Source organism: Serratia sp. JKS000199, from assembly GCF_900215455.1.
In the GTDB taxonomy this organism is placed as follows: domain Bacteria; phylum Pseudomonadota; class Gammaproteobacteria; order Enterobacterales; family Enterobacteriaceae; genus Serratia; species Serratia ureilytica.
The window spans coordinates 1,248,121-1,274,533 of sequence record NZ_LT907843.1 but is presented as its reverse complement, the minus strand read 5'-3'; the positions used below and the strand labels follow the sequence as shown (position 1 = coordinate 1,274,533).

Annotated in this window: 28 protein-coding genes; 6 read left to right on the top strand and 22 right to left on the bottom strand. The window is 60.2% G+C overall.

Annotated features, from left to right (window positions below; all coding sequences use genetic code 11):
- The first annotated feature begins 21 nt into the window (after window positions 1-21).
- On the top strand, window positions 22-3,165 hold the full coding sequence (gene sdeB / locus CPH57_RS06150; protein ID WP_046686866.1) for a multidrug efflux RND transporter permease subunit SdeB: 3,144 nt from the start codon (window positions 22-24) through the stop codon (window positions 3,163-3,165).
- A gap of 65 nt (window positions 3,166-3,230) precedes the next feature.
- Here the strand turns inward: sdeB and CPH57_RS06145 are convergent, their stop codons facing one another.
- From CPH57_RS06145 to hinT, 9 genes are all read right to left on the bottom strand, one after another.
- On the bottom strand, window positions 3,231-3,710 hold the full coding sequence (locus CPH57_RS06145) for an Rrf2 family transcriptional regulator (RefSeq protein ID WP_033642703.1): 480 nt from the start codon (window positions 3,708-3,710) through the stop codon (window positions 3,231-3,233).
- Between the two features lie 265 nt (window positions 3,711-3,975).
- Window positions 3,976-4,512, bottom strand: a complete 537-nt coding sequence (locus tag CPH57_RS06140) for a glycine zipper 2TM domain-containing protein (RefSeq protein WP_004928798.1) — start codon at window positions 4,510-4,512, stop codon at window positions 3,976-3,978.
- Between the two features lie 356 nt (window positions 4,513-4,868).
- Window positions 4,869-6,173: an NAD(P)/FAD-dependent oxidoreductase gene (locus tag CPH57_RS06135; RefSeq protein WP_004928794.1), complete on the bottom strand. Its 1,305-nt coding sequence runs from the start codon at window positions 6,171-6,173 to the stop codon at window positions 4,869-4,871.
- Window positions 6,174-6,505: 332 nt separating this feature from the next.
- Window positions 6,506-7,048: an alpha/beta hydrolase YcfP gene (gene ycfP / locus CPH57_RS06130; RefSeq protein WP_015377468.1), complete on the bottom strand. Its 543-nt coding sequence runs from the start codon at window positions 7,046-7,048 to the stop codon at window positions 6,506-6,508.
- Window positions 7,049-7,127: 79 nt separating this feature from the next.
- On the bottom strand, window positions 7,128-8,147 hold the full coding sequence (gene nagZ, locus CPH57_RS06125) for a beta-N-acetylhexosaminidase (protein ID WP_046686865.1): 1,020 nt from the start codon (window positions 8,145-8,147) through the stop codon (window positions 7,128-7,130).
- 37 nt (window positions 8,148-8,184) lie between these two features.
- Window positions 8,185-9,051, bottom strand: coding sequence for a thiamine kinase (gene thiK, locus CPH57_RS06120; protein ID WP_096242140.1), 867 nt, complete (start codon window positions 9,049-9,051; stop codon window positions 8,185-8,187).
- The gene (gene lpoB, locus CPH57_RS06115) at window positions 9,032-9,622 is read right to left on the bottom strand and encodes a penicillin-binding protein activator LpoB (RefSeq protein ID WP_025302429.1); all 591 of its coding nucleotides are present in this window, start codon (window positions 9,620-9,622) and stop codon (window positions 9,032-9,034) included. The genes thiK and lpoB overlap by 20 nt, the downstream gene beginning before the upstream one ends.
- 26 nt (window positions 9,623-9,648) lie before the next feature.
- On the bottom strand, window positions 9,649-10,038 hold the full coding sequence (locus CPH57_RS06110; RefSeq protein WP_025302428.1) for a YcfL family protein: 390 nt from the start codon (window positions 10,036-10,038) through the stop codon (window positions 9,649-9,651).
- A gap of 11 nt (window positions 10,039-10,049) precedes the next feature.
- Entirely contained in the window at window positions 10,050-10,400 is a 351-nt protein-coding gene (gene hinT / locus CPH57_RS06105; protein WP_004928776.1) for a purine nucleoside phosphoramidase, read from the bottom strand.
- A gap of 221 nt (window positions 10,401-10,621) precedes the next feature.
- On the opposite strand from hinT, the gene CPH57_RS06100 reads away from it, so the two are divergent.
- Complete coding sequence (locus CPH57_RS06100) at window positions 10,622-11,527, top strand: transporter substrate-binding domain-containing protein (RefSeq protein ID WP_060659655.1); 906 nt, start codon at window positions 10,622-10,624, stop codon at window positions 11,525-11,527.
- On the opposite strand, the gene CPH57_RS06095 is transcribed toward CPH57_RS06100, so the two are convergent.
- On the bottom strand, window positions 11,524-11,901 hold the full coding sequence (locus tag CPH57_RS06095; protein WP_080273385.1) for a helix-turn-helix domain-containing protein: 378 nt from the start codon (window positions 11,899-11,901) through the stop codon (window positions 11,524-11,526). The genes CPH57_RS06100 and CPH57_RS06095 overlap by 4 nt on opposite strands.
- A gap of 99 nt (window positions 11,902-12,000) precedes the next feature.
- On the opposite strand from CPH57_RS06095, the gene CPH57_RS06090 reads away from it, so the two are divergent.
- The gene (locus CPH57_RS06090) at window positions 12,001-12,750 is read left to right on the top strand and encodes an SDR family oxidoreductase (protein WP_096242139.1); all 750 of its coding nucleotides are present in this window, start codon (window positions 12,001-12,003) and stop codon (window positions 12,748-12,750) included.
- Between the two features lie 49 nt (window positions 12,751-12,799).
- Here CPH57_RS06090 and CPH57_RS06085 read toward each other — a convergent pair whose 3' ends face one another.
- The gene (locus CPH57_RS06085; protein ID WP_042784212.1) at window positions 12,800-13,318 is read right to left on the bottom strand and encodes a DUF4440 domain-containing protein; all 519 of its coding nucleotides are present in this window, start codon (window positions 13,316-13,318) and stop codon (window positions 12,800-12,802) included.
- Window positions 13,319-13,476: 158 nt separating this feature from the next.
- Between CPH57_RS06085 and CPH57_RS06080 the strand changes: the two genes are divergently transcribed.
- Complete coding sequence (locus CPH57_RS06080; RefSeq protein WP_096242138.1) at window positions 13,477-14,382, top strand: LysR family transcriptional regulator; 906 nt, start codon at window positions 13,477-13,479, stop codon at window positions 14,380-14,382.
- A gap of 9 nt (window positions 14,383-14,391) precedes the next feature.
- Here CPH57_RS06080 and CPH57_RS06075 read toward each other — a convergent pair whose 3' ends face one another.
- Entirely contained in the window at window positions 14,392-15,696 is a 1,305-nt protein-coding gene (locus tag CPH57_RS06075; protein WP_033642695.1) for an Nramp family divalent metal transporter, read from the bottom strand.
- A gap of 230 nt (window positions 15,697-15,926) precedes the next feature.
- Here CPH57_RS06075 and mntR point away from each other — a divergent pair, with 230 nt between their 5' ends.
- Together mntR and CPH57_RS06065 are read left to right on the top strand one after the other, a co-directional pair.
- On the top strand, window positions 15,927-16,397 hold the full coding sequence (gene mntR, locus CPH57_RS06070; RefSeq protein ID WP_089196924.1) for a manganese-binding transcriptional regulator MntR: 471 nt from the start codon (window positions 15,927-15,929) through the stop codon (window positions 16,395-16,397).
- Between the two features lie 14 nt (window positions 16,398-16,411).
- Complete coding sequence (locus tag CPH57_RS06065) at window positions 16,412-16,777, top strand: DUF4180 domain-containing protein (RefSeq protein WP_046686859.1); 366 nt, start codon at window positions 16,412-16,414, stop codon at window positions 16,775-16,777.
- 56 nt (window positions 16,778-16,833) lie between these two features.
- On the opposite strand, the gene ptsG is transcribed toward CPH57_RS06065, so the two are convergent.
- From ptsG to fabD, 10 genes are all read right to left on the bottom strand, one after another.
- Window positions 16,834-18,267 (bottom strand): PTS glucose transporter subunit IIBC, encoded by a 1,434-nt coding sequence (ptsG, locus tag CPH57_RS06060; protein WP_019455831.1) that lies wholly within the window; start codon window positions 18,265-18,267, stop codon window positions 16,834-16,836.
- A gap of 343 nt (window positions 18,268-18,610) precedes the next feature.
- Window positions 18,611-19,387: a metal-dependent hydrolase gene (locus CPH57_RS06055; protein ID WP_033642690.1), complete on the bottom strand. Its 777-nt coding sequence runs from the start codon at window positions 19,385-19,387 to the stop codon at window positions 18,611-18,613.
- 19 nt (window positions 19,388-19,406) lie between these two features.
- Complete coding sequence (gene holB / locus CPH57_RS06050; RefSeq protein ID WP_033642689.1) at window positions 19,407-20,414, bottom strand: DNA polymerase III subunit delta'; 1,008 nt, start codon at window positions 20,412-20,414, stop codon at window positions 19,407-19,409.
- The gene (gene tmk / locus CPH57_RS06045; protein WP_069100839.1) at window positions 20,414-21,052 is read right to left on the bottom strand and encodes a dTMP kinase; all 639 of its coding nucleotides are present in this window, start codon (window positions 21,050-21,052) and stop codon (window positions 20,414-20,416) included. The genes holB and tmk overlap by 1 nt, the downstream gene beginning before the upstream one ends.
- Window positions 21,042-22,067, bottom strand: coding sequence for an endolytic transglycosylase MltG (gene mltG / locus CPH57_RS06040; RefSeq protein WP_033642687.1), 1,026 nt, complete (start codon window positions 22,065-22,067; stop codon window positions 21,042-21,044). Before mltG ends, tmk begins: the two co-directional genes overlap by 11 nt.
- A 13-nt stretch (window positions 22,068-22,080) precedes the next feature.
- The gene (gene pabC / locus CPH57_RS06035; protein ID WP_033642686.1) at window positions 22,081-22,878 is read right to left on the bottom strand and encodes an aminodeoxychorismate lyase; all 798 of its coding nucleotides are present in this window, start codon (window positions 22,876-22,878) and stop codon (window positions 22,081-22,083) included.
- A 144-nt stretch (window positions 22,879-23,022) separates the two neighbouring features.
- Window positions 23,023-24,264: a beta-ketoacyl-ACP synthase II gene (gene fabF / locus CPH57_RS06030; protein WP_033642685.1), complete on the bottom strand. Its 1,242-nt coding sequence runs from the start codon at window positions 24,262-24,264 to the stop codon at window positions 23,023-23,025.
- An 82-nt stretch (window positions 24,265-24,346) separates the two neighbouring features.
- Window positions 24,347-24,583 (bottom strand): acyl carrier protein, encoded by a 237-nt coding sequence (acpP, locus tag CPH57_RS06025; protein ID WP_004719003.1) that lies wholly within the window; start codon window positions 24,581-24,583, stop codon window positions 24,347-24,349.
- 154 nt (window positions 24,584-24,737) lie between these two features.
- Window positions 24,738-25,472, bottom strand: a complete 735-nt coding sequence (gene fabG / locus CPH57_RS06020) for a 3-oxoacyl-ACP reductase FabG (RefSeq protein WP_004928729.1) — start codon at window positions 25,470-25,472, stop codon at window positions 24,738-24,740.
- Window positions 25,473-25,483: 11 nt separating this feature from the next.
- Window positions 25,484-26,413 carry an ACP S-malonyltransferase gene (gene fabD / locus CPH57_RS06015; protein ID WP_033642684.1) on the bottom strand — a complete coding sequence of 310 codons (930 nt, stop codon included), beginning with the start codon at window positions 26,411-26,413 and terminating at the stop codon, window positions 25,484-25,486.

Genomic DNA, 26,413 nt, shown 5'->3' with positions numbered 1-26,413 from the left:
CCCAGCAGAGAATTCTGACCCATGGACTTTTCCCGTTTTTTCATCGACCGGCCGATCTTCGCCGCGGTGCTGTCGATACTGATTTTTGTCGCCGGGGTGATCGCCATTCCGCTGCTGCCGATCAGCGAGTACCCGGACGTGGTGCCGCCCAGCGTACAGGTGCGCGCCGAATACCCGGGCGCCAACCCGAAAGAGATTGCTGAAACGGTGGCGACGCCGCTGGAAGAAGCGATCAACGGCGTCGAAAACATGATGTACATGAAATCGGTCGCCGGCTCCGACGGCGTGCTGGTGACCACCGTCACCTTCCGCCCGGGCACCGATCCCGATCAGGCGCAGGTACAGGTGCAAAACCGCGTGGCGCAGGCCGAAGCGCGCCTGCCGGAAGATGTGCGCCGCCAGGGCATCACTACCCAGAAACAGTCTCCGGCGCTGACGCTGGTGGTGCATCTGGTATCGCCTTCCGGCAAGTACGACTCGCTGTACCTGCGCAACTACGCCACCCTGAAGGTCAAGGATGAACTGGCTCGCCTGCCGGGCGTCGGCCAGGTGCAGATCTTCGGCGCCGGCGAATACGCAATGCGCATCTGGCTCGATCCGAACAAGGTCGCCGCGCGCGGGCTGACCGCCTCCGACGTGGTGAGCGCCATGCAGGAGCAGAACGTGCAGGTCTCCGCCGGCCAGCTCGGCGCGGAGCCGATGCCGACGCGCAGCGACTATCTGCTGTCGATCAACGCCCAGGGCCGCCTGCAAACCGAAGAAGAGTTCGGCAACATCATTCTCAAGAGCGGCGATAACGGCGAGATCGTGCGGCTGCGCGACGTGGCGCGCATCGAAATGGGTTCCGGCAGCTACGCGCTGCGCGCCCAGCTCAATAACAAGGATGCGGTCGGCATCGGCATCTTCCAGTCGCCGGGCGCCAACGCCATCGAGTTGTCGGATGCGGTGCGCGGCAAGATGGCCGAGCTGGCGACCCGCTTCCCGGACGGCATGAGCTGGAAATCGCCGTACGATCCGACGGTGTTCGTGCGCGATTCGATCCGCGCGGTGGTGGATACCCTGCTGGAAGCGGTGATCCTGGTGGTGCTGGTGGTCATTCTGTTCCTGCAGACCTGGCGCGCTTCGATCATTCCGCTGTTGGCGGTCCCGATCTCCGTGGTCGGTACCTTCGCCGCACTGTATCTGCTCGGCTTCTCGCTCAACACCCTCAGCCTGTTCGGGCTGGTGCTGGCGATCGGCATCGTGGTGGATGACGCCATCGTGGTGGTGGAGAACGTCGAGCGCAATATCGAAGAGGGGTTGTCGCCGCTGGCGGCGGCGCACCAGGCGATGCGCGAGGTCTCCGGCCCGATCATCGCCATCGCCGTGGTGCTGTGCGCGGTGTTCGTACCGATGGCTTTCCTTTCGGGCGTCACCGGCCAGTTCTACAAACAGTTCGCCGTCACCATCGCCATCTCGACGGTGATCTCCGCCATCAACTCGCTGACCCTGTCGCCGGCGTTGGCGGCGCGCTTGCTGAAGCCGCACGGCGCGCCGAAAGATCTGCCGTCGCGCCTGATCGACCGGCTGTTCGGCTGGTTGTTCCGGCCGTTCAACCGCTTCTTCGCCAGCGGCTCGCAGCGTTATCAGCACGGGGTATCCCGCGTGCTGGGCCGACGCGGCGCAGTGTTCGTCGTCTACCTGCTGCTGCTGGTCGCCGCCGGGGTGATGTTCAAGACCGTGCCCGGCGGCTTTATCCCGACGCAGGACAAGCTGTATCTGATTGGCGGCGTTAAGATGCCGGAAGGCGCCTCGCTGGAGCGCACCGATGCGGTGATCCGCAAGATGAGCGCCATCGGCCTGAGCGTGGACGGCGTCACCGATGCGGTGGCCTTCCCCGGCCTGAACGCGCTGCAGTTCACCAATACGCCGAATACCGGCACGGTATTCTTCGCGCTGGAGTCATTGAGCACCCGTACCCGCACCGCAGCGCAGATCAACGCCGAGATCAACGCGCGCATTTCGCAGATCCAGGAAGGTTTCGCCTTCTCGATCATGCCGCCGCCGATCCTCGGCATCGGCCAGGGTTCCGGCTATTCGCTGTACGTGCAGGATCGCGGCGGGCTGGGTTACGGCGCACTGCAGACCGCGATCAACACGATGTCCGGCGCCATTATGCAAACGCCAGGCATGGGGTTCCCGATCTCCTCTTATCAGGCCAATGTGCCGCAGCTGGACGCCAAAATCGATCGCGACAAGGCCAAGGCTCAGGGGGTGCCGCTCAATGCGCTGTTCAGCACGCTGCAGACCTACCTCGGTTCGTCTTACATCAACGACTTTAACCGTTACGGCCGCACCTGGAAGGTGATGGCGCAGGCCGACGGCCAGTTCCGCGACAGCGTGGAAGACATCGCCAACCTGCGTACCCGCAACGACAAAGGCGAAATGGTGCCGATCGGCAGTATGGTCAGCATCGGCACGACCTACGGCCCGGATCCGGTGATCCGCTACAACGGTTTCCCGGCGGCGGACCTGATCGGCGACGCCGATCCGCGCGTCCTCTCCTCTACCCAGGCGATGAGCGCACTGACGCAAATGGCCGACAAGCTGTTGCCGAACGGCATGAACATCCAGTGGACCGATCTGAGCTACCAGCAATCGACCCAGGGCAACGCCGCGCTGGTGGTGTTCCCGGTCGCGGTGCTGCTGGCGTTCCTCGCGCTGGCGGCGCTGTATGAAAGCTGGACGCTGCCGCTGGCGGTGATCCTGATCGTGCCGATGACCATGCTATCGGCGCTGTTCGGCGTGTGGTTGACCGGCGGCGACAACAACGTGTTCGTGCAGGTCGGGTTGGTCGTTCTGATGGGGCTGGCCTGCAAGAACGCTATTCTGATCGTCGAGTTCGCCCGCGAGCTGGAAATGCAGGGCAAAGGCATCGTCGAGGCGGCACTGGAAGCCTGTCGCCTGCGGTTGCGACCGATCGTGATGACCTCCATCGCCTTCATCGCCGGCACCATCCCGCTGATCCTCGGCCACGGCGCCGGCGCCGAAGTGCGCGGCGTCACCGGCATCACGGTGTTCTCCGGCATGCTGGGGGTCACGCTGTTCGGGCTGTTCCTGACGCCGGTGTTCTACGTCACCCTGCGTCGCCTGGTGGCACGCAAAACGCAGACGCAGACGGCGTAATCCTCGTCTTAACATGCAAAAAGGTCGGGCATTGCCCGACCTTTTTTTATGCATGCGAACCGCGATTATTTATCGGCGGTTTCAGCCTCTTGCGCAGCGGCATATTCCGCACAGGCGCGCTTGTCACCCCGCTCCAGTTCGGCCAGCGAGTCAGCCACGGTGTGGCGCGCCAGCACCGCGAGCGAAGCCTGCTCGGCCTCGTTCACCACCGATTTGAAATACCAACAGGCGTTGGCGCTCACCAGGCAACGGGCCGGCACTTCAGGGCGTGAGGCCCAGATGCGCTTGTCGTCGATCACCGCCAGGTAGATATCCCGCAGGGTAATCTCTTCCGCCGGGCGGCCAAGGTGGATAGAGCCGTTTCGGCCCAGGGTGGAAACGATGATGCCGTCTTTGGTCAGCGGCACCATCAGTTTGCGGATAAAGCTCGGGTTAGCTTCCAGAGTGGCGGCGAGCGTGGCGCTCGTCGAACGCATGCCCTGCTTCTCAGCTACGGCGACGCTAAGGACCATTTGCAACGCTGTCGGAAAGCGAAAATCTAACATGTCGTTATCTCTGCGAGACGAAATACTCGGGTTTGGCCGGTGCGGCGATTAGCGCCGAACACACCGCTTAATCGCACAATAATATAACAAACGCGGGGGCTTTTTTGAAGTTTTGCCCAGTGATATCGCACGCAGACATTAGAACGATCGTCGAATTCGCGGGCAGACAAAAAGCAGAAACCCGCGTCAATGTTAACGCCGCTCGCTTAACCGAGTTAAACGATCAGAACTAACACTGCCCGCGGGTTTAATTAGAATGCGTCGATCAGGCTCTGTTCAGCACCAGCTGGCCGTTTTTGTCCAACGGGATTTGGGTGCCCGGATCGTGATCCATGCGGATCTTGCCCTGCTGATTCCCGATCTTGTAGGTCACGTCATAGCCCAGCATTTTCTGAGACTTGTCGTAGACCGTTTTGCAACGCTGCTGAACGCTGGTGGTGACGTCGTTATTCTGCATCGCCCCTTGCACCTGGTTACCGGCGTAGCCGCCGCCCAGAGCGCCCACCACGGTCGCCACGTCGCGTCCGCGACCGCCGCCGAACTGGTGGCCGATCACGCCGCCCGCCACTGCGCCCAGCACAGAACCGGCGATGCGGTTTTCATCCTGCACCGGTGCACGGTGCGTGACGGTGACGTTGCGGCATTCCTGACGCGGCGTTTTGATGGTTTCTTTAATCGGCGTTGCGGCGAGCACCTGCGCATATTGCGGACCGGCAGAAAAGACGTCCAGGCTGGCTACCGCGGCAATCCCCAGAGCGGCAGCGATGCCAATCCCAACACCGGCTAACATTGACTTGTTCACAGGAAACCTCCTGAAAGTGTTACCACGCATTTTTTCCGGGTCTGTTACCGGCATGGCACCGCGCTTATTATTTTGCGCATGGGCGGCTTGCGGTATCCCGGTTTACGGCGTGCGCGACGCGCCGTCTGTAAACGAGGTAAAGTCTGCACAATGATTTGAGGGCTCGCAATAAGACAAGGGGACCAAAAATGCGGGAAAACGGCCGTTTTGCCGTTGTTTAGGAGGAATCTTAAGAATTTTACCCATGTCGGCGACAGCTTATGCTGAAGAATCAAGCAACCGCCGCCGTTAGCCTCGCGCCGCCATAAAAAAACCCGCGCGGGCGAACCGGCGCGGGTTGATCGACAACGGCGGGATCAGTGCATCTTCAGGCGCGGGCGGATCACCCGGTTAATGCCGCCCACCAGCATCATCAGGCCGGTTTTGATGTAGCCGTGCAGCGCCACCTGGTGCATGCGGTACAGCGAGATATAGACGAAACGCGCAATGCGCCCTTCCACCATCATCGAGCCGCGCATCAGGTTGCCCATCAGGCTGCCGACGGTGCTGAAGCGCGACAACGACACCAGCGAACCGTGGTCTTTGTACACGTAAGGCTTCAGCGTCTGACCGTTCATCAGCGCCAGGATATTGGTGGCGCAGCGTGAGGCCATCTGGTGCGCCGACTGGGCGCGTGGCGGCACGAAACCGCCGCCCTCTTTCGGGCAAGAGGCGCAGTCGCCGATGGCGAAGATGTTCGGATCGCGCGTGGTCTGCAGCGTCGGCTCCACCACCAACTGGTTGATGCGGTTGGTTTCCAGGCCGCCGATGTCCTTCATAAAGTCCGGCGCTTTGATGCCCGCCGCCCACACCATCAGATCGGCGTCGATGAACTCGCCGCCCTTGGTATTCAGGCCTTTGGCGTCCGCGCTGGTCACCATGGTGTTGGTCAGCACGCGCACGCCCAGCTTGATCAGCTCCTGGTGCGCCGCAGCGGAAATGCGCGGCGGCAGCGCCGGCAGAATGCGCTCGCCGGCTTCGACCAGCGTCACGTTGAGCGCGCTGTTGTCCAGGCCTTCAAAACCGTAGCTGTGCAGCTGTTTCACCGCGTTGTGCAGTTCGGCGGACAGTTCAACGCCGGTGGCGCCGCCGCCGACGATGGCGATGTTGACCCGCTCTTTTTGCCCCGGCTGCGCCGAGAACTTCAGGAACAGGTTAAGCATTTCGTTGTGGAAACGACGTGCCTGATGCGGGTTATCCAGGAAGATGCAGTGCTCTTTCACGCCCGGCGTACCGAAATCGTTTGAGGTGCTGCCCAGCGCCATCACCAGGATGTCGTACGGCAGTTCACGCGCCGGCACCAGCTCGCCGCCCTGCTCGTCGCAGATCTGCGCCAGCTGCAGCGTTTGCGTCTCGCGGTTGATGTTGGTCAACGACCCCAGCTGGAAACTGAAATGGTGATTGCGCGCGTGCGCCAGGTAGCTGAGCGCATCCACGCCGTCATCGAGGGAGCCGGTCGCCACTTCGTGCAACAGCGGTTTCCACAAATGGCTGTGGTTGCGATCCACCAGCGTGATCTCGGCTTTGTTCTTACGGCCAAGTTTATGGCCCAGGCTGGTCGCCAGCTCCAGACCACCGGCGCCGCCGCCGACAATAACGATTTTCTTCTTTGGCGTTGTCAAAATAACCCCCTAAATGTGAACCATTTGTTATCCCAGGGTAAATAAATAATATCCTTAGAATACATAGGGTTCGCGTAAAATAAATCGGCTCTCTGCAGCCAGAATAGCATGTGAGGTTATTTGGTCATACCAAAATTGACGTACATCAATTTTTTTTGGTTAAAGGCTGGACGAGGGCATTTTTTGGGGATTGCGATTCAAATAGTTAGCGCTGAGTCACAGTTTTAAATTTTGCCGATTGCCACGCAAAATCTGGCTTTGGCGCACAAAAAAGCCGCACTTTCCGTCGGTGAAAAACGGGGAGCGCGGCTCGCGGCAGCGTTATGAAACTGTTAACCCAGCGCCTTGAACGCCTTGAGCCGCTGCAGATGCGGCGAGATGTTTTTGAACTTGTGCGTCTGCTGTTCATCCCACACGATCTCGTAGTAGTGATGCAGCAATTCGGCGCTGCGCCGGTTATCCAGCACCTCGTCGTGGCGCGACAGCACCACCAGACAGCGATCGCGGTTTTTCTCGCGGAAATCCTCCACGCACTTGGTGGCGATATCGCGATACTCTTCCGGCCGGTCTATCTTGCCGTGCATGTGCTCTTCCGGGTACAGGTTGGGATTGAACATCGCCTGGCGAATGCCGCACAGGAAGCCGATGCGCTCCGCCCAGAAGCCGCCGAGGCCGACCCCGCAGATCAACGGGTGCGCATCGCCGCCCTGCTGCACCGCCTTGTCCACCTCTTTCAACAGATGCTGCATGTCGTGACGCGGGTGCAGCGTGCTGTAGCTGATAAAGCGCACATCCGGATCGATAAACTGCAGCTGTAACACCTTTTCATGATTGCCGGGGCTGGTGGAATCGAAGCCGTGCAAATAGATAATCATGTGGATCCTCGCAACAAGCCAAGGGCCGCGGGCGCGGCCCTCATCATTTCCGCTCTGCGCCGCGATGCGGCGCCTGGATTCACCCTTGCGAACGCTGCTTGTGCTCCTCCCAGCGTTCGCTCAGCGCGCTGAGCGCCTTGTGCGCCTGCTGCCAGCGCTCGGAGTCGCGCAGTTCCTGACGGGTGAACTGACCGCGATGATATAACCGCTTCACCTTCTCTGCTTTGACCGGGGACAGGTTATCCAACACGCTGACCGCGCCTGCGCGGTGGTTGCACACCAGGATCATATCGCAACCGGCATCCAGCGCCGCCTGGCCGCGTTCGGCATAGCTGCCCATGATGGCGGCGCCTTCCATCGACAGATCGTCGGAGAAAATCACGCCGTCGAAGCCCAGTTCCTGACGCAGGATCTGCTGCAGCCAGTACGGCGAGCCGCTGGCCGGACGCGGGTCCGCTTCAGTATAGATGACGTGAGCCGGCATGACGGCGTCCAGCAATTGACGATTGATCAGCTCGCGGAAGATCGCCATGTCATGCTCGCGGATCTGCGCCAGCGGCCGCGGATCGCGCGGGGTTTCCTTGTGCGAATCGGCGCTGACGGCGCCGTGCCCCGGGAAGTGCTTACCGGTGGTTTTCATGCCGGCGCTGTGCATGCCGAGGATAAAGCGCTCCGCCATCGCCAACGCCTGCTGCGGATCGCTGTGGAACGAACGCTCGCCGATCGCCGCGCTGGCATGGCCGATGTCCAGCACCGGCGCAAAGCTGATGTCGATATCCTGCGCGATCATCTCCGCCGCCATCAGCCAGCCGGCCTCCTGCGCCAGGCGGCCACCTTCTTGCGCATCGTTCAAGGCGGCGAACGATTGCGCCGCCGGCAAGCGGGTGAAGCCCTCGCGGAAGCGCTGCACGCGCCCGCCCTCCTGATCCACGGCCACCACCAGCCGATCGTGCGAAGCGGCGCGGATCTGGCGCACCAGCTCACGCAGCTGCTCCGCATCGTGGAAATTGCGGGTAAACAGGATCAATCCGCCAACCAGCGGGTGTTTCAGAATCTCGCGTTCTTCTGCATCCAGCTCGTAGCCGGCGACATCTAGCATTACTGGGCCCACGGGCACCTCACTTCATATTGTTCGTTCAGAATTCGGATGATGATAAACAGAATTGCCGGCGCAGCGCCGCGCCCCAGCGCAAAAATTCAACGTCGCCGCTCTGCTGCCAGCGCACTTCAAACCACAGCAGCATCAGATAATCCACCCACGGCAGCCAGCGCTGCACCTGCGCCTGCAGCCGGGCGACATCGTGATAGCCCTGACGCGCATAGTGCTGCAAAAAGCGCTGCTGCGGCTCAGCCGCCCAGCCGTTGCCGCGAAACAGCGCGGCGATATCCAACGCCACATCGCCGTCGGCGGCATACTCCCAGTCGATAAGCCGCAGCCCCTCGCCGGTCGCGAGCAAATTGCCCGGGTGGATGTCCATGTGCAGCGGCGCCAGGCGTAATGGCCGCGGCGGCGCGCAGCGTAAGAAATGACGCTGCCAACGCAGCCAGGCGGGGGTTAAACGCCGCGTATCCAGCTGCTGCCAGTAGCGGAGGAACTGCCGCCGCAGATCCAGCCGGTAACCGCTGAGCGGCCGCCGATGCAGCGTCGTCGCCATCGCCGCCAGCTCGCCGCGTTGATTCAGCATGTCAAACTCAGCTTCTGTGACGATGTCACCTTCGAGCCATTCGAGGACAAGCCACTGATTATTCTGCGCGAAAACCCGTGGCCCCAGCCCCGACGCGCAGCGACGCAAGACCTGCGTTTCCCGCCGTCTGCTCACGCCCAGCGCGCGTTTCTCCGCGCTGTTTTGCCGCGCCAGCAGCGTAATGCCCGATCCGTCGATGCGCCAGCTCTCGCCGGTCAGCCCCTGCACCGGGCTGAAATGACAACCGGCGGTATTCACCGCCGGCAGTCTGGTTTCCATCAATTGTCGCAGCGCGGCCTCAGCGTTTAACGGCGCCATTGCCCGACCAGACGATCTCGCCGGTTTGCACCAGCATCAGCTGCATATCCAACGCCGGCGACTTCACGTCGCCGCTGACGTCGCTGTACAACACGTACTGCGCGCCGACGATGCGCGCCAGGCCAATCGCCTTGCTGCGCGAGCCGAAGCTGTCATCCGCCGACAGGCCCAGCGTTTGTCTGGCGCTCGTCAGCTTCGCTTCCGGCACCACGCTGAAGGTGGAGTTCGACGCCAGCGCCTTATACAGCGCCGCGGTGGCTTTGCCCATCTGCAGCGAGCCGTTGGTGTTGTTCTTGACGCTGTCCAGCAGCAGCACGCTGCCGGCCGTAACGCCATCGGCCTTCAGCATCTGATTCACCAGCGGCTGAACGCTGCCCAGCCAGTCGAGCTGCTGGATTTTCGGCGGCTGCGGCACCGGCTCGGTGGTTGGCGGCTGCGGCTGCTCGACCGGCGGCGTCGGCTGTTCCGGTTCGACGGTGACCGGCGGCAACGGCTGATCCGGCTCAGGCGGGCGCGACAGACAGCCGCTCAGGGTGAATGCGGCCAGCGCCACTAAGACGTACTTTTTCATGCTTTTTCTCCAAACCTGGCAAGCGCTTACAGGTACAGATACAGACGCGCGCTTTTAGCTTCCAGATTACCGTTAATCGAGTAGATTTTGGCGTCCGAGTTAGGCGCCACGACGATCTCACGCGGTTTCTCGAAGGGGCGAATATCCAGCCCCTGCGCGTCGTACCAATAGAAACGATAATGCACGGTGACCGGCGTCGGTTGGCTGTTATTGAGCACCGAAGTCGCCATCACCCGCCCGGAAGCGTTCGAGACAGAGGGCGTATCGGCAAAAATGCCGGCGGTCAGCACCGAAGGATCCATCACCACCGTTTGCCCCCGGTTAACCGCAATGCCGGATGGCGAACTGCACCCCATCAGCAACGCGGCGGGCAGCGCCAACGCCATCAGACAACGCAGAGTTTTTTTACCGCGCATGATTTCCTCGCTTAACGTGACAGCAGCGGCCCCAGCGAGCGGCCACCGACCAGGTGCATATGAATATGATAGACCTCCTGACCGGCGTGGCGGTTGCAGTTGACGATCAGGCGGTAGCCGTCTTCGGCGATGCCTTCCTGTTCGGCGATTTTTGCCGCGGCGGTGATCATCCGGCCCAATGCGGCCTCATGCTCCACGGTCACGTCGTTGACGGTTGGGATCAGCACGTTGGGAACGATCAGCACATGGGTGGGCGCCTGGGGGGAGATGTCACGGAAAGCGGTGACCAGTTCATCCTGGTAAACCACATCAGCAGGGATTTCGCGGCGGATAATTTTACTGAAAATCGTTTCTTCGGCCATCTGGCGTTCCTTGTTTTACACAATTAGCTGTACGCAGTATGAGTGACAAATTCTACTGCTTTCAACCTGATTGCGCACTTTCCACGTCGAGTGCTGCAGATTCGCGCAGGCCGTCGCCCCGCTTGTGCATCTTTTCACTTTGGTTATTCACTATTGTTGCTTTACTTGCCCCGCGCCGCCGCCAATAGTAACCCCATGATTAACAAAGGATAGAGGGCACTATGCCACTGAAGATTGCGGCGCTGTGCGCGCTGTTGCTGAGCGCCGCCGTGCAGGCGGCCACGACGGGCGGTATCGACCTGCAGGCTAACCGAGAGCCGATACGCGCGGAGAAAAACCCGGCGGCTATCGCGCTGATCCCGGCGAACTTTCACTTCGCGGTGCCCGGCAAGCTGACGGTGGCGGTAGCATTCGAGAACTCTCCGCCGCTGGCGCTGTTCGCCGAAGACAATAAAACGCTGATCGGCAGCGATCCGGACATCGCCCGCCTGGTGGCCGACAGCCTCGGGCTGGAGCTGAATCTGGTGCCCACCTCCTGGGAAGATTGGCCGCTGGGCATCAGCGCGGGCAAATACGATGCGGCGATCTTCAACATCGCCGTCACCAAACAGCGTAAAACCAAATTCGATTTCGCCACCTACCGGGTGGACACGCTGGGCTTTTACGTCAAATCCACCAGCCACATCACCTCGATCAACCGCCCGCAGGACGTGGCCGGGCTGCGGATCATCGTCGGATCCGGCACCAATCAGGAAAACATTCTGCTGGGATGGGATAAGCAGAATCGCGCCGCCGGGCTGCCGCCGGTACAGCCGATCTACGTGACCGACGACGCCGCCACCAACCTCAGCATTCAGTCCGGGCGCGCCGATGCGTTCTTCGGCCCCCACTCCACCGGCGCCTACAAGGCGGCGCTGACCGGCAAAACCAAAATGGTCGGCATCGGCCCCAACGTGGCCTACGTCGCGGTCACCACCAAAAAAGGCAACGGATTGGTGAACGCCGTCAACGCCGCGATCAATGGCGCGATCGTCAGCGGCGAATACGCGCAGGTGCTGGAACGCTGGGGCGAAGGCGACGAAAAGGTCGAGCGTTCAACCATCAACCCGCCGGGCATCGGCGACTAACCGCCGATCAGCTGCGGGGCATGCCGACGCATCCACTCGGCCAGCGAGTCCAGCGTCGGCCGCAGCGATTTGCCCAGCGCGGTGACCTGATACTCCACCCGCGGCGGCACTTCGGGATACACCTGCCGCGTCACCAGACCGCGTTGTTCGAACAGCCGCAGCTGGCGCGTCAGCTCTTTTTGCGCGATGGGCGCCACCGCCCGCTGCAGCTCGCTGAATCGCACCGGGCCATCGATTATGATCAGCCGGTACAGGATGGGTATCGCCCATTTGCCCGACACCAGATTGACGAAGTCCACCATCGGGCAGGGTTCGCCCGCCGTCGGCAGCGCCGACAAATTATTTTCCGCCGTTAAGGGCGCTTGCGTCGTCATTTCATCCCACCTCGTCCTTTAGTATCCAAAAGGTGCCTACTATGCAAAAGGAACTATAGCGCAAATAATGCCGCAACAGACGCTAAAGAGGAATCGGTTATGTCACGACTGCAAGGCAAATACGCATTGATTACCGGCGGCACCAGCGGCATCGGGCTGGAAACCGCCCGCCAATTCATCGCCGAGGGCGCAACGGTGGCGATCACCGGCCGCAGCCAACGCGCCTTGGACGCGGCGGGCCAGGCATTGGCAGGCAACGCGCTGCTGCTGCTGAGCGACGCCGGCGACATCCCACAGCAGCGCGCGCTGGCGCAGCAGTTGGAGCAACGGTGGCCGCGGCTGGACGTGCTGTACGTTAACGCCGGCGACGTCACGCATCGCCCGCTGCAGGAGTGGGATGAGCAGAGCTACCAGCGGCTGATGGACATCAACCTGAAGGGGCCGTTCTTTCTGATCCAGGCGCTGCTGCCGCTGCTGGCCAACCCTTCTTCAGTGATCCTGTGCGGTTCGGTCAGCGCCCATATCGGCCTGCCGCAGAGCAGCGCCTACGCCGCCAGCAAAGCCGGTTTGTTGTCTTTGGCCAGAACGCTCTCCGGCGAGCTGCACGCGCGCGGCATTCGCGTCAACGGCCTCAGCCCCGGCCCGACCGAAACCCCGGCGCTGGGTAAGCTGGGGCTGGCGGAAGCGGATGAGCGGGCCTTGCGCGACGATATCCGCGCGCTGGTGCCGATCGGCCGCATGGGCTGCGCGTTGGAGCTGGCCAAAGCGGCGGTGTTTCTGGCGGCGGATGAGTCGGCCTTTATGGTCGGCGCGGAGCTGCAGATGGACGGCGGCGTGGGGAATCTTTAGCCGTCGCGCGACACAATAAGGCCGCTTGCGCGGCCTTTGTCAGTGTCACTCAACTCACCCCTTGAATCGGGTTGGTATTAAAGGTGTAGACCACGATCTTCCACTGGCCCTGCTGTTTCTCCAATACAAATACTTCACGGTTTAAATCGATCAAGGTGGCTCCGTCGCTTATTCGGGTTACCGTCGCGCCGCGATGATGGTGCGTGCGCACATAGGCCATATTCCCGTTCACACTGATGCTGTCATAAGCAAACTCGGTTTCAAATTTCTCGTTTTTAAATAAATTGTCATACTGTTGTCGGCGTTTTTCATTGCTGTCCGCCGTCGGTTTTTCGTTCCATTGCGAGTAACTTTCCGGGGCAAAAAGTGACAAAATTGTTTGCGTATCGCCGGCGTTAAGCGCTGCCTGGTAGCGGCTTATCAGGTTATACACCGCCTTCTGCTCGGCCGCGACGCCCGCCTCAGCGGAAACCCTGTAACTTTGCGATGCGGCCTCGCTGCTTGCGGCATAACTTTGGCCGCACAAGCCCACGCCCGCCAATAACAATACGGCAGTTAATTTTTTCATATAAATATCCTCTCAGGCGTTATTTCATAATGGCAATACAGGATGCGATTTCAGATAAATAAAAACGCTGGAAATAAATTATCCAATACCGCGTTAAATTGACAGCCGACATATTTAAAAATACTCTTTTAATAATTTAAATAATGGAAGCCGTTAACATGAATGAACTGCACGCGCTGCGCGTATTCTGCCAGGTGGTGGAAATGGAGGGGTTCAGCCAAGCGGCAACCAAAATGGGGCTCTCTCCGGCCAGCGTCACATACAGCATCAATCAGCTTGAAAAACAGTTCGGGCAACGCCTGTTCAAGCGTTCAACCCGGCGCTTCTCGCTGACCAGCGCCGGGGAGCGTTGCTATCGCACCGCGCAAGAAATTTTGCAGCAGTTTGACCGGCTGAAAAACGACATGTCGTGCGATTTTGAACAACCACGAGGACCGCTGCGGGTCGAGATAGCCTCGATGCTCAGCAGCATGCATATCGCCCCGGCGCTCCCGGCTTTTTTGGCGCAATACCCAGAGTTGCAGCTCAGCGTGTCGGTCAGCGATCGCTTGGTCAATCCGGCGGAAGATCGCGCCGACGTGTTTATTCGCATCGGCGCCGGCAACATCCCCGAGATGGTCAGCCGCCCATTGCTGCAACCCCGTTATCTGTGCTGTGCGTCTCCCGATTATTTTGCGCGCCACGGCCGGCCGGAACACCCGGAGCAGTTGCAACGCCATCAGCGGCTGGGATTTATCCGTTCAGGCGCGGCGGCGGCGGACGACTGGCAGTTCATTCGTGATGACGAGCGCTACCGTCTGGCGCCCAGCCCGCTGTTGAGCTTCAACCATTCACAATCGCTGTGTGAGGTGGCCAGGAACCATCTCGGCCTGGTTTACTTGCTGGACTGCACGCTGGAAAACTATCTGAAGGCGGGCGAACTGGAACCGATACTGCAGGAGTGGGCGCCCCCTGGGGCGCCGATCAATATTCTCTATCCGCGCCTGCGGGATCGCAGCCATAAAATTCGGGTTTTCGTCGACTTCATCAGCGAACTGTTCGCCGGTAAATCCGCCGGGCACTGACCGCGCAGCTCATCCCAACCCGGGGATATCGACACCGAAAGTCTGCAGCAGCAACACCACGTTGAGCAGCACAATCACCACCGTGCCGACCACCGCCGCCAGGCTGGTCCAGCGGCCGTTGGCGAACTCGCCCATGATGTCACGGCGGCGAGTGAACATTACCAGCGCAATCATCGGCGCCGGCAGCGCCAGGCTCAGCACCACCTGGCTGTAGACCAGCGCGTCGGTGGCGTTGACGCCCATCGCCACCACGATGAACGCCGGCACCATGGTGACCAGACGGCGCACCCACACCGGGATACGGAAACCGACGAAGCCCTGCATGATCATTTGCCCGGCCATGGTGCCCACCACCGAGCTGGAAATGCCGGAGGCGATCAGCGAAGCCAGGAAGATGCCGGCCGCCGCCGCGCCGAACAGCGGCGTCAGCGTATGGTAGGCGGTGCCAATTTCGGCCACGTCGCTGTTACCGGCGTGGAAGGCGCTCGAGGCCATGATCACCATCGCAATATTCACCAGCCCGGCCAGCGCCAGCGCGATCACCACTTCAATATTGGAAAAACGCAGCAGCTTGCGCCGCTCGCCGTTGTCGCTGGCCGGGCTGCGGTGCTGGGTCAGCCCCGAGTGCAGGAAAATGGCGTGCGGCATTACGGTGGCGCCGATAATGCCGACGGCGATGGTCAGCGCCTGCGCATCCGGCAACTGCGGCGTCACCATACCGATGCCGGCCGCCTGCCAATCCACCGGCACGATGAACATTTCCACCAGGTAGCACAGCGCGATGATGCCCACCAGGCCGCCGATCATCAGCTCAACCGGACGAAAACCTTTTTTCTCCACCATCAGCAGCGCATAGGTGATCACCGCCGTCACCCCCATGCCCGCCAGCAGCGGCATGTGGAACAGCAGCGCCAGCGCGATCGCCCCGCCGAGAAACTCCGCCAGATCGGTGGCCATCGCCGCCACTTCGCTGAGTAGCCACATGCCGATCACTACCGGCCGTGAAAACTGATCGCGGCACATCTCCGCCAGATTGCGGTTGGTGACGATACCCAGCTTGGCCGACAGCGCCTGGAACAGCATGGCGATCAGGTTGGCCATCACCACCACCCACAGCAGGCTATAGCCGTATTTCGCCCCGGCCTGGATGTTGGTGGCGAAGTTACCGGGGTCCATATAGGCGATCGAGGCAATCACCGCCGGGCCGGCGAACAGCAGCGGCGTAAAGGCGCCGCGCTTGCGCCCGGCAAGGGCGGCGCCAATCGCGATGTTGGTCCGTTCGGTTAACGATGAGGGGGTTGCCGCGTCTCGCATGAAGTACCCTTAATCTTTTACTGGTTATTTTTCCACCGATCATGCTGACAATGTAGCATCGGCTACACTTTATGCAACAGGCGAAATTAATGGGCTTTGTGTAGAGATATTTCTAACTACCACAATGCATGGCATCGAATTGATAATGTGTGCTATTTGGACTAACTTAGGGCAACCCTCCCGCTATTGCCGGGAGACGCCTTTTTTATTCTTACAGGACGCCCTACGCTATGGTTACCCGCGCGCCAGATAACGCCGACCGCCACGCCCAGACCGACATGCCGGACGAGGCCGAGCACGCCATGCGTTTTAGCCGCGCCCGCGAAGCGCAGTCCAATGCGCTGATCGAAGATTACGTTGAGCTGATCGCCGATTTGCTGCAAAGCACCCGCGAAGCCAGAACCACCGATATCGCGCGCCGCTTCGGCGTCTCTCACCCGACGGCGATCAAAAATATCGCACGGCTCAAAAGCGCCGGGCTGGTGGAGTCGCGCCCTTATCGCGGGGTGTTTTTAACCGAGGAAGGCGAACAGCTGGCGCAGAAGGTGCGCCGCCGTCACCGCATCGTGGTCGATCTGCTGATGTGCCTCGGGGTGCCGAGCGAAACCGCCGAGCTGGACAGCGAAGGGATTGAACACCATATCTCGGACGAAACGCTGGCGGTGTTCGAGCATTACCTGCAAAAACATGCCAACCCCTGAATCCCGGAGCACCGATGAGCTACGCCGTGCAGCAAATCCATGATCTGTGCCTGGTGGTTTTCGCCGAAGCCGGGCCGATGTTGAAAGACGAAAACGACGTCAGCCTGTTTATCGCGCCCGCCTTTGAACATGAGGCAGGGATGATTGCCCTCCCCGTCAACCGCCTGGACGCCACCTTTTTCCAGCTCAGAAGCGGCATTGCCGGCGCCGTATTGCAGAAATTCATCAACTACCGCCTGCGCGTGGCGCTGCTAGGCGATATCACCCCCTGGCTGGCGAAAAGCAACGCGCTGCAAGATTTCGTGCGCGAAGCCAACCGCGGCGAACAGGTCTGGTTCCTTCCTTCTCTCGCCGAACTCGAACAGCGCCTTAGCGCCTGACGACAGGCAACAAAAAAGGGAGGCTTTCGCCTCCCTTGATAACTCCCCTGCCTGAATCAGTGATTACGGATGTATTCGTCCATATCGGTTTTCAGGTTGTCGGACTTGGTGCCGAAGATGGCCTGCACACCGGAGCCAGCGACGACTACGCCGGCTGCGCCCAGTTTCTTCAGGCCCGCCTGGTCGACTTTGGACACGTCGGCCACGCTGACGCGCAGACGGGTGATGCAAGCATCCAGGTTAGTGATGTTTTCTTTACCGCCGAAGGCCTGAACCAGCGCGGCGGACATTTCGGAACCGCCCTGCGCAGTCTGCTCGGCAGCGGTGTCTTCACGGCCCGGCGTTTTCAGATCCAGCTTGGCGATCAGCACGCGGAAGATGGTGTAGTACACCAGACCGTAGATGATGCCGACGATTGGGAACAGCCAGATTTTGCTGCTGTTGCCGCTCAGTACGATAAAGTCGATCAGGCCGTGCGAGAAGCTGGTGCCGTCACGCATGCCCAACAGGATGCAGATTGGGAACGCCAGGCCGGCCAGGATAGCGTGGATCACGTACAGAATCGGCGCGACGAACATGAAGGAGAACTCGATCGGCTCGGTGATACCGGTCAGGAACGAGGTCAGCGCGGCGGAGATCATGATGCCGCCGACTTTCGCGCGGTTTTCCGGCTTGGCCGAGTGCCAGATGGCGATGGCCGCAGCAGGCAGACCGTACATTTTGAACAGGAAGCCGCCGGACAGTTTGCCCGCGGTCGGGTCGCCCGCCATATAGCGAGGGATATCACCGTGGAATACCTGGCCCGCCGCGTTGGTGAACTCGCCAATTTGCATTTGGAACGGGACGTTCCAGATGTGGTGCAGACCGAACGGCACCAGTGCACGCTCAACCACGCCGTAGATGCCGAAGGCCACGACCGGGTTCTGATAAGCCGCCCACTGCGAGAAGGTCTGGATAGCCGTACCGATCGGCGGCCAGATGAAGGACAGCACTACGCCCAGAACGATCGCCGCCAGACCGGAAATGATCGGCACGAAACGCTTACCGGCAAAGAAGCCCAGGTATTCCGGCAGTTGAATGCGGAAGAAGCGGTTAAACATATAGGCCGCGATGGCGCCGGAGATAATCCCCCCGAGCACACCGGTATCCGCCAGGTGTTTGGCCGCAATTTCTTCAGCCGGCAAGTGCAGCACCAGCGGCGCAACCACCGCCATGGTTTTCACCATGATGCCGTAAGCCACCACCGCCGCCAGCGCGGAAACGCCGTCGTTGTTGGTAAAGCCCAAGGCGACGCCGATGGCGAAAATCAGCGGCATGTTGGCGAAGACCGAACCGCCCGCTTCCGCCATCACGTGGGAGACTACCGCAGGTAGCCAGCTAAAGTTGGCGGAACCGACGCCCAGCAGGATACCTGCGATAGGCAACACGGACACCGGCAGCATTAGCGATTTACCTACTTTTTGCAGGTTTGCAAATGCGTTCTTGAACATAGTTGAGTGTGCTCCTGAGTAATAATGCTTTGCTACTTCTTGTCGCGATTGGTCGCGCTGCAAGGGGGGGAGAAAAACCCCTGCAATTCAGGGTGTCTGAGCACCCCTTGAATTTATTACGCAGAGTAAAATAAATAGTCTGCGCAATGTTTGATGACAATCACGTTTCGATGATCGAGCCGCGGCAACTTTGCATAAACCGGCGTTTTTTTGGCAAAACAGAGCAAAAAACGCGCACCAATCACCCTGAAACGGGAGCGAACCTTACCCGTTTCAGTGATTAATTACGAGCTTAAAAAAAATTACGCAGACAATGACCTACCGCTATAGCCTAGGTCAAAGATCACAGTTCGAGGTGAAATAAGCGTGAAAAGTTGGCGGTGGTCGCTTCGGCCAGTTGTTCCAGGCTGACGCCCTTCAATACCGCCATGTATTCAGCCACATCACGCACATAGGCGGGTTGGTTTTCTTTGCCGCGATGCGGCACCGGCGCCAGATAAGGCGAGTCGGTTTCCACCAGCATGCGATCCAGCGGCACGTAGCGTGCCACTTCGCGCAGCTGTTCGGCATTGCGGAAGGTGACGATGCCGGAGAAGGAGATGTAGAAGCCCAGATCCAGCAAGGCTTCGGCCGTGGCCAGATCTTCGGTGAAGCAGTGCAGCACGCCGCCGCAGTCTTGCGCGTTCTCTTCACGCAAGATCGCCAGCGTGTCCGCGCGCGCCTCGCGGGTGTGGACGATCACCGGCTTGTTCAGATCACGGCCAATGCGGATATGTTCGCGGAAAGAGTCCTGCTGCAGCTCAAGGTTGTCTTTCTGGTAGAAGTAATCGAGCCCGGTCTCTCCCAGCGCCACTACCCGCTCCGCCGCCGCCAGGCGACGCAGCTCGGCGTAATCATAGCCCTCTTCCAGATTAAGCGGATGCACCCCGCAGGAGAAAGCCACATCGTTGCGCTCGCCGATCAGTTCGGTCATGGAACGGTAACCCGGCAACGTGGTGGCGACCGCCAGCACATAGCCGACGTCGCGCGCCTTGGCCTTGGCCAGCGCGTCGTCCACATTCTGGTGCAGCGTTTGGTAATCCAGGCCGTCAAGGTGGCAATGAGAATCGACTAACAACATAATTTTTAACTCTTTTACTTTACAGCGAATGAGGTTGGGAATAGCCGGCGGCGCCAAGCATCTGTTCCCAGCGAAGTAACTGTTCGGTCAGCAGCAGCTCGCGGTTGACGCCCACTACGCTGAGCAGCTGATGACGGCAGTTCAGCCACTGCTGCACAATCTGTTGCAGCGAGGAGCTGCTCAGCAGGCTGGCCAGCTGATGCACCAGCGGCTGCTGATCCTGATTCAATACATAGTGATGCGCGCCCTGTTGCCACTTCATTGCGTCCACCAATAACGCGCACAGCCAATGCAGGCGTTCGGCGACGTCTTCATGGTTTAGCACCGGCAACAGCGACAGCATATCGCGTTGCGGCAGCGCGGCGCTCAATGCGGCGCACAGGGCGCCGCGCTGTTGCCACTGCTGCGGTTGCAACAACTGCTCGGCGGCCAGGGGCGCGCCGTCGTGCAGGCGCAGCGCCGTGACTCGGTCTGTCTGAGAGCCCGCCGCCTGCCGGCCCAACCACTGCAGGCTGAGCTGCTCATCCGGGCTGGCCAAATGCCAGTACAGGCAGCGGCTGCGCAGCGTCGCCATCAGCCGCGACGGCTCACGGCAACCCAACAGAAAATAGGTTTTCTCCGGCGGCTCCTCCAGCGTTTTCAACAGCGCGTTGGCCGCCGCCTCGGTCAGCTGTTCGGCCTGCGGCAGCCAAATCACCTTGGCGCCGCCCTGTTGCGCGTGGGCGTACAGCGTTTCAATCACCTGGCGGATCGGTTCGATGCCCAGGCTGCTCTTGCCCTTTTCCGGCGCCAACACGTGATAATCCGGGTGATTGCCCGCCAGCATCAACCGGCAGCTGTGGCACTCGCCGCAGCTTTTTTCGCCGTTGCGCTGTTGGCAGATCAACCAACGGCTCAGGCCGTAGGCCAACGCATCGTCACCATTGCCTGCCGCCGCATGCAGCAGCAGCGCATGATGGCCACGGCCGTCGGCGTACTGCCCAATCAGCTGGCGATAAGGGCCATTCAGCCACGGGTACCAGTTCATTATGCGCCTTCCTGCTGCCGCAGCCAGTGGCTGACGCAGCCGCGGATCGCCGCAGTCACCTGCTCCAGCGGCTGGGCGGCGTCGACGGTGACGATCGTTTCGTCCTGCGCCGCCAGTTCGAGATAGCGAGCGCGGGTGCGTTCGAAGAACGGCAGCGCCTCCTGCTCGATGCGATCCAGCTGACCGCGCGCCTGCGCGCGTTGCAGGCCGACCAGCGGAGGCAGATCGAGATAGACCGTCAGATCCGGGTGAAAATCCCCCAGCACGGTGTCGCGCAGCGAGGTCATCAGCTGCGGATCCACGCCACGGCCGCCGCCCTGATAGGCTTGTGAAGAGAGATCGTGGCGATCGCCCACCACCCAGGCGCCACGCGCCAGGGCGGGTTTGATCACGGTTTCCACCAACTGCACGCGCGCAGCGTACAGCATCAAGACTTCGGCCTTGATGGTCGGCAATTCGCCGTCTATGCCGCGCTTGAACAGGTCGCGCAGCTTCTCCGCCAACGGCGTGCCGCCGGGTTCACGGGTGAAGACGATGTCGTTGATGCCATGTTCACGCAGCACATTGACTACCGTGTCGCGCGCGGTGGTTTTGCCCGCGCCTTCCAGCCCTTCGATTACAACGAATTTACTTTTCATTCTTTTCCTTTAACGCCTGACGGTACACGCGCACCGCCTGGTTATGGCTCGCCAGATTGGTGGTGAAGGTATGCCCACCCTTGCCGTCGGCGACAAAATAGAGATAAGGCGTTTTGGCCGGATTGGCAGCCGCTTGCAGCGAGGCCTCACCCGGCATGGCGATCGGCGTTGGCGGCAGGCCGGCGATCACATAGGTGTTGTAAGGCGTCGGCGTCTCCAGATCCTTGCGCGTGATGTTGCCATTATAGCTCTCGCCCATGCCGTAGATCACCGTCGGATCGGTCTGCAGACGCATGCCGAGACGCAAACGGTTGACGAACACCGACGCCACCTTGCTGCGCTCTTCCGGCACGGCGGTCTCTTTCTCGACGATCGATGCCATGGTCAGCAGCTCTTCCGGCGTTTTGTACGGCAGACTGGTGTCGCGGCCGTCCCAGGCGGCCTGCAGCGCTTTGTTCATGCGGACGTGGGCGCGTTTGAGCAGCGCGATGTCGCTCATGCCGGCGGTATACTGGTAGGTATCCGGATACAGCCGCCCTTCCGGAGTTTCTCCTGCAGCAATGCCGAGCGCGGTGGCGATCTCCGCGTCACTTTTGCCCGCCAGGGTGTGTTTCAGGTATTTGGACTGCTGGAGCACCTGCTGCCAGTCACGCAGGCGTGAGCCTTCGATAAAGCGCGCGGTGAACTGCGCCTCTTTGCCGCTGGCCAACAGTTTCAGCATCTGGCGCACCGTCATGCCCGGCGTGAACCGGTAGGTTCCGGCCTTGAACTCCGCCAGCTCCGGTTCCAGTTTCAGCAGCCACTGGAACCAGTGGCCGCTGCGCACCAGTTTATCGCGCACCAGTAACCCTTCCAGCGCCACCCGGCCAGTGCCGGCAGGCAGTTTGAAGATAGTCTCTTGCTGGATAGCCAGCGGCGTATCGGCAAAGCGTTCGATCTTCTGGTAGCCCCAAAACAGCAGCGCCAATGCCAGAACAACAATAACAGACAGGACCTTCAGCTTTCTTTTCTTCATCAATCAGCCATGGTTAACAGTGTGGACGCAAAAAATCATACAGCTGGCGCGAATGATAACGCCATGATTGAGCAACGTTTACCGGCAGCAGCGGCATCAGCGCGTTGCTCACCAGGACTTCGTCGGCATCGGCCAGCGTCTCCAGCGGCTCGCTGACGCAGTGCAGACGGTATTCCGATCCCGCCAGCAGCGCGATCACCCGTCGCCGCATCAAGCCCGCGACGCCCGCCTGGCTCAGGTCAGGAGTAAACACCGCTTTTCCCTTACGCCAGAACAAATTAGCCGCACAGCATTCCACCAGCATACCGGCAGTGTCAAGCACCAGCGCCTCGTCGGCGGCCGTCTGGTCAAGATGCGCGCGGATCAGCACCTGCTCCAGGCGGTTCAAATGCTTCAACCCCGCCAGCAGCGGATTGCGCGCCAGCGCCACCGGGCTGAGCGCAAGCGTGATACCCTGCTCGCGCCACTGCAAATAGTGCGCAGGGTAGCTGCTGCGGGCGACGATGCGCGTCGGGTTTTCGCACCCCGTCGGGCTATAGCCTCGTCCACCGCTGCCGCGCGTCAGTATCGCTTTGACCACGCCGAGCGAAATTGATTCTGCCGCCTGCGCCATCTCGCGCTCGAAAGCCGGCCAATCGGTGGCGGGCAGCATCAGCCGTTGGGCCGCCTGCTGCAGCCGCTCCAGATGCCAGGGCAGCAGCTCGATTTTACCGTCGATAACCCGGGCGGTAGTAAAGCAGCCGTCGCCGAACTGCAGGCCACGATCGCTCGGCGCCAGCGCATCGTGGCGTTGTCCGTTAATCCAGTACATGCTTTCTCCTGTTGCCGGGTGATTTCATTAGGCTCGCAGAATAGCAGGCGGCGAGGCAATACGCAGCCCTGCTGACGGCCGGACGCCAGGCGTAAAAAAGCCCGGTTAAAAACCGGGCTTTTCATCAGCGAACAACCTCGCGAGTTACACTCGGCGGAAGATCAGCGAGCCGTTGGTGCCGCCGAAGCCGAAGGAGTTACACAGGGTGTACTCCATATCGCTGACCTGGCGCGCTTCGTGAGGCACGAAGTCCAGATCGCAACCTTCATCCGGGTTATCCAGGTTGATGGTCGGCGGTACCGCCTGATCGCGCAGCGCCAGCACGGTAAAGATGGACTCGATCGCGCCCGCCGCACCCAACAGGTGGCCGGTCATCGATTTGGTCGAGCTCACCAGCACGCGCTGGGCATCAGCGCCGAACACGGATTTCACCGCCTGCGCTTCCGCCTGGTCGCCCGCCGGCGTAGAGGTGCCGTGTGCGTTGATGTAACCGATTTGTGACGGGGTCACACCGGCGTCAAGCAGGGCATTTTCCATCGCCAACGCAGCGCCAGCGCCGTTTTCCGGTGGTGACGTCATGTGATAAGCATCGCTGCTCATCCCAAAGCCAACCACTTCGGCGTAGATTTTCGCGCCGCGTTTTTTCGCGTGTTCGTACTCTTCCAGCACCATCATGCCGGCGCCGTCGCCCAGCACGAAGCCGTCGCGGTCTTTATCCCACGGACGGCTCGCCGCCTGCGGGTTGTCATTACGGGTGGACAGGGCGCGCGCTGCGCCAAAGCCGCCGACGCCCAATGGGGTGCTGGCTTTCTCTGCCCCACCGGCTAGCATCACATCCGCATCATTGTAAGCAATGATACGCGCGGCATGGCCGATGTTGTGTACACCTGAAGTACAGGCGGTGGCGATGGAAATGCTTGGGCCACGCATGCCGTACATGATTGTCAGGTGACCTGCAATCATATTCACAATGGTGGAAGGCACGAAGAACGGACTGATTTTCCGTGGGCCACCGTTAACCAGTGAACTGTGGTTTTCTTCAATCAAACCCAGGCCGCCGATGCCGGAACCGATCGCGGCTCCAATGCGGCTGGCGTTAGCCTCGGTGATGTCCAGACCTGCATCCTGCATGGCTTGCATGCCGGCAGCGATACCGTACTGGATAAAGGCGTCCATCTTGCGCGCATCTTTGCGAGAGATGAAATCCTCAGAATTAAAATTCTTTACCAGGCCAGCAAACTTGGTCGCATAGGCAGTGGTATCGAAATGGTCGATCAGGCTGATGCCACTCTGACCGGCAAGAAGAGCGTTCCACGTGGACTCTACCGTATTGCCGACAGGAGACAACATGCCCAGTCCGGTCACAACTACTCGACGCTTAGACACGTTTGTCCTCCAGGGAGGGAAAAATATGACACTAGGGATAGAAAAAACTTAGGCGGTCGAACGACCGCCTAGATATGTTCTCTTACTGCTGGCTAGCGTTGATGAAATCAATAGCTGCCTGAACAGTAGTGATCTTCTCAGCTTCTTCGTCTGGAATCTCGGTGTCGAATTCTTCTTCCAGTGCCATTACCAGCTCAACGGTGTCAAGAGAATCAGCGCCCAGATCTTCAACGAAAGAAGCGTTGTTCAAAACTTCTTCCTGTTTAACACCCAGTTGCTCAACAATGATTTTCTTAACGCGTTCTTCGATAGTGCTCATACTCTTAAATTTCCTATCAAAACTCGCTTTCGCGATGGTTTTCGTAGTGTATAAAATGCTGAAAAAGATGCAACTAAATCCCGGCTGGTCAAACCACGATTTTACGCTATTTTGCGGTTTTTGCCTCAAATAACGCAAATGGTTTTCACATTTTTTAAATCATGTACATGCCGCCATTGACATGTAACGTTTCACCGGTGATATAGCCGGCCTCATCAGAGGCCAAAAATGCAACAGCGCTGGCGATTTCTTTAGCATCGCCCAGCCGGTTGGCTGGAACTGATGACAAAATGCCTGCGCGTTGATCATCTGTCAACGCCCGTGTCATGTCCGTCTCAATAAAGCCAGGTGCCACGACGTTGACCGTAATGCCACGAGAAGCAACTTCACGTGCCAAAGATTTGCTAAAACCAATCAGACCGGCTTTAGCCGCCGCGTAGTTCGCCTGCCCTGCGTTCCCCATGGTGCCGACAACGGAACCGATGGTGATGATACGGCCAAACCGCTTTTTCATCATAGCGCGCATTACCGCTTTTGACAGGCGGAATACGGAAGTCAGGTTAGTGTCGAGGATATCCTCCCACTCATCATCCTTCATACGCATCAGCAGGTTATCACGCGTAATGCCGGCATTATTCACTAAAATGTCGATTTCGCCAAATTCGGCGCGAATCGATGCCAGCACGCTGTCGATAGATTGCGCATCAACAACGTTCAACATAAACCCTTTGCCGTTTGCGCCCAGGTAGCCGCTGATCGCTTCAGCGCCGCTCTCGCTGGTCGCGGTGCCGATCACTTTGGCGCCGCGGGCCACAAACGTTTCTGCAATAGCTCGGCCAATACCGCGGCTCGCGCCGGTGACCAGAACGATTTTACCTTCGAAGCTCATCATTTTCCTCTTTATTGTTCAAGCGCCGCCGACAGGCTGGCGGTGTCGTTCACCGCCGCAGCCGTCAGGGTGTCAACAATACGTTTAGTGAGACCGGTCAGCACTTTGCCCGGCCCCACTTCCAGCAGCGACGTCACTCCCTGTGCTGCGATAAATTCTACGCTCTCGGTCCAACGCACCGGGCTGTACAGCTGACGCACCAGCGCACTGCGGATCGCTTCAGGATCGTTTTCGGTGCGTACGTCGACGTTGTTCACCACCGGCACCTGCGGCGCGTTAAAGGTGATGTCCTTCAGCGCCACGGCCAACTTGTCGGCGGCCGGTTTCATCAGCGCGCAGTGCGAAGGCACGCTCACCGGCAGCGGCAGTGCACGTTTGGCGCCCGCCGCTTTACAGGCGGCGCCTGCACGTTCAACCGCTTCTTTATTGCCGGCGATAACCACCTGGCCCGGCGAGTTGAAGTTGACCGGAGAAACCACCTGTCCCTGCGCGGACTCTTCGCACGCCTTGGCGATCGCGTCGTTGTCCAGGCCGATGATGGCGTACATAGCGCCGGTGCCTTCCGGCACCGCTTCCTGCATCAGCTTGCCGCGCAGCTCGACCAGGCGGATCGCCGCCTTGAAGTCCAGCACGCCGGCGCAGACCAGCGCCGAGTATTCGCCCAGGCTGTGGCCAGCCATCAATGCGGGCGCTTTACCGCCCTGCTGCTGCCACACGCGGAAAATCGCCACGGAAGCCGCCAGCAGAGCCGGTTGGGTCTGCCAGGTCTTGTTCAGCTCTTCCGCCGGGCCTTGCTGCACCAGCTGCCACAGATCGTAACCCAGCGCGGAAGAGGCCTCGCCGAAAGTCTCTTCGACGATCGGGAACTGTGCGGCCAATTCGGCCAGCATGCCAACGGCCTGTGACCCCTGGCCCGGGAAAACAAAAGCAAATTGCGTCAT

What these genes read in the sequence shown, in the direction of transcription:
- sdeB (WP_046686866.1), top strand. Translation starts at nt 22, where the DNA reads ATGGACTTTTCCCGTTTTTTCATCGACCGGCCGATCTTCGCCGCGGTG.
- CPH57_RS06145 (WP_033642703.1), bottom strand. Translation starts at nt 3,710, where the DNA reads ATGTTAGATTTTCGCTTTCCGACAGCGTTGCAAATGGTCCTTAGCGTC.
- ycfP (WP_015377468.1), bottom strand. Translation starts at nt 7,048, where the DNA reads ATGATTATCTATTTGCACGGCTTCGATTCCACCAGCCCCGGCAATCAT.
- nagZ (WP_046686865.1), bottom strand. Translation starts at nt 8,147, where the DNA reads ATGCTAGATGTCGCCGGCTACGAGCTGGATGCAGAAGAACGCGAGATT.
- thiK (WP_096242140.1), bottom strand. Translation starts at nt 9,051, where the DNA reads ATGGCGCCGTTAAACGCTGAGGCCGCGCTGCGACAATTGATGGAAACC.
- lpoB (WP_025302429.1), bottom strand. Translation starts at nt 9,622, where the DNA reads ATGAAAAAGTACGTCTTAGTGGCGCTGGCCGCATTCACCCTGAGCGGC.
- CPH57_RS06110 (WP_025302428.1), bottom strand. Translation starts at nt 10,038, where the DNA reads ATGCGCGGTAAAAAAACTCTGCGTTGTCTGATGGCGTTGGCGCTGCCC.
- hinT (WP_004928776.1), bottom strand. Translation starts at nt 10,400, where the DNA reads ATGGCCGAAGAAACGATTTTCAGTAAAATTATCCGCCGCGAAATCCCT.
- CPH57_RS06100 (WP_060659655.1), top strand. Translation starts at nt 10,622, where the DNA reads ATGCCACTGAAGATTGCGGCGCTGTGCGCGCTGTTGCTGAGCGCCGCC.
- CPH57_RS06095 (WP_080273385.1), bottom strand. Translation starts at nt 11,901, where the DNA reads ATGACGACGCAAGCGCCCTTAACGGCGGAAAATAATTTGTCGGCGCTG.
- CPH57_RS06090 (WP_096242139.1), top strand. Translation starts at nt 12,001, where the DNA reads ATGTCACGACTGCAAGGCAAATACGCATTGATTACCGGCGGCACCAGC.
- CPH57_RS06085 (WP_042784212.1), bottom strand. Translation starts at nt 13,318, where the DNA reads ATGAAAAAATTAACTGCCGTATTGTTATTGGCGGGCGTGGGCTTGTGC.
- CPH57_RS06080 (WP_096242138.1), top strand. Translation starts at nt 13,477, where the DNA reads ATGAATGAACTGCACGCGCTGCGCGTATTCTGCCAGGTGGTGGAAATG.
- CPH57_RS06075 (WP_033642695.1), bottom strand. Translation starts at nt 15,696, where the DNA reads ATGCGAGACGCGGCAACCCCCTCATCGTTAACCGAACGGACCAACATC.
- mntR (WP_089196924.1), top strand. Translation starts at nt 15,927, where the DNA reads ATGGTTACCCGCGCGCCAGATAACGCCGACCGCCACGCCCAGACCGAC.
- CPH57_RS06065 (WP_046686859.1), top strand. Translation starts at nt 16,412, where the DNA reads ATGAGCTACGCCGTGCAGCAAATCCATGATCTGTGCCTGGTGGTTTTC.
- ptsG (WP_019455831.1), bottom strand. Translation starts at nt 18,267, where the DNA reads ATGTTCAAGAACGCATTTGCAAACCTGCAAAAAGTAGGTAAATCGCTA.
- CPH57_RS06055 (WP_033642690.1), bottom strand. Translation starts at nt 19,387, where the DNA reads ATGTTGTTAGTCGATTCTCATTGCCACCTTGACGGCCTGGATTACCAA.
- holB (WP_033642689.1), bottom strand. Translation starts at nt 20,414, where the DNA reads ATGAACTGGTACCCGTGGCTGAATGGCCCTTATCGCCAGCTGATTGGG.
- tmk (WP_069100839.1), bottom strand. Translation starts at nt 21,052, where the DNA reads ATGAAAAGTAAATTCGTTGTAATCGAAGGGCTGGAAGGCGCGGGCAAA.
- mltG (WP_033642687.1), bottom strand. Translation starts at nt 22,067, where the DNA reads ATGAAGAAAAGAAAGCTGAAGGTCCTGTCTGTTATTGTTGTTCTGGCA.
- pabC (WP_033642686.1), bottom strand. Translation starts at nt 22,878, where the DNA reads ATGTACTGGATTAACGGACAACGCCACGATGCGCTGGCGCCGAGCGAT.
- acpP (WP_004719003.1), bottom strand. Translation starts at nt 24,583, where the DNA reads ATGAGCACTATCGAAGAACGCGTTAAGAAAATCATTGTTGAGCAACTG.
- fabG (WP_004928729.1), bottom strand. Translation starts at nt 25,472, where the DNA reads ATGAGCTTCGAAGGTAAAATCGTTCTGGTCACCGGCGCGAGCCGCGGT.
- fabD (WP_033642684.1), bottom strand. Translation starts at nt 26,413, where the DNA reads ATGACGCAATTTGCTTTTGTTTTCCCGGGCCAGGGGTCACAGGCCGTT.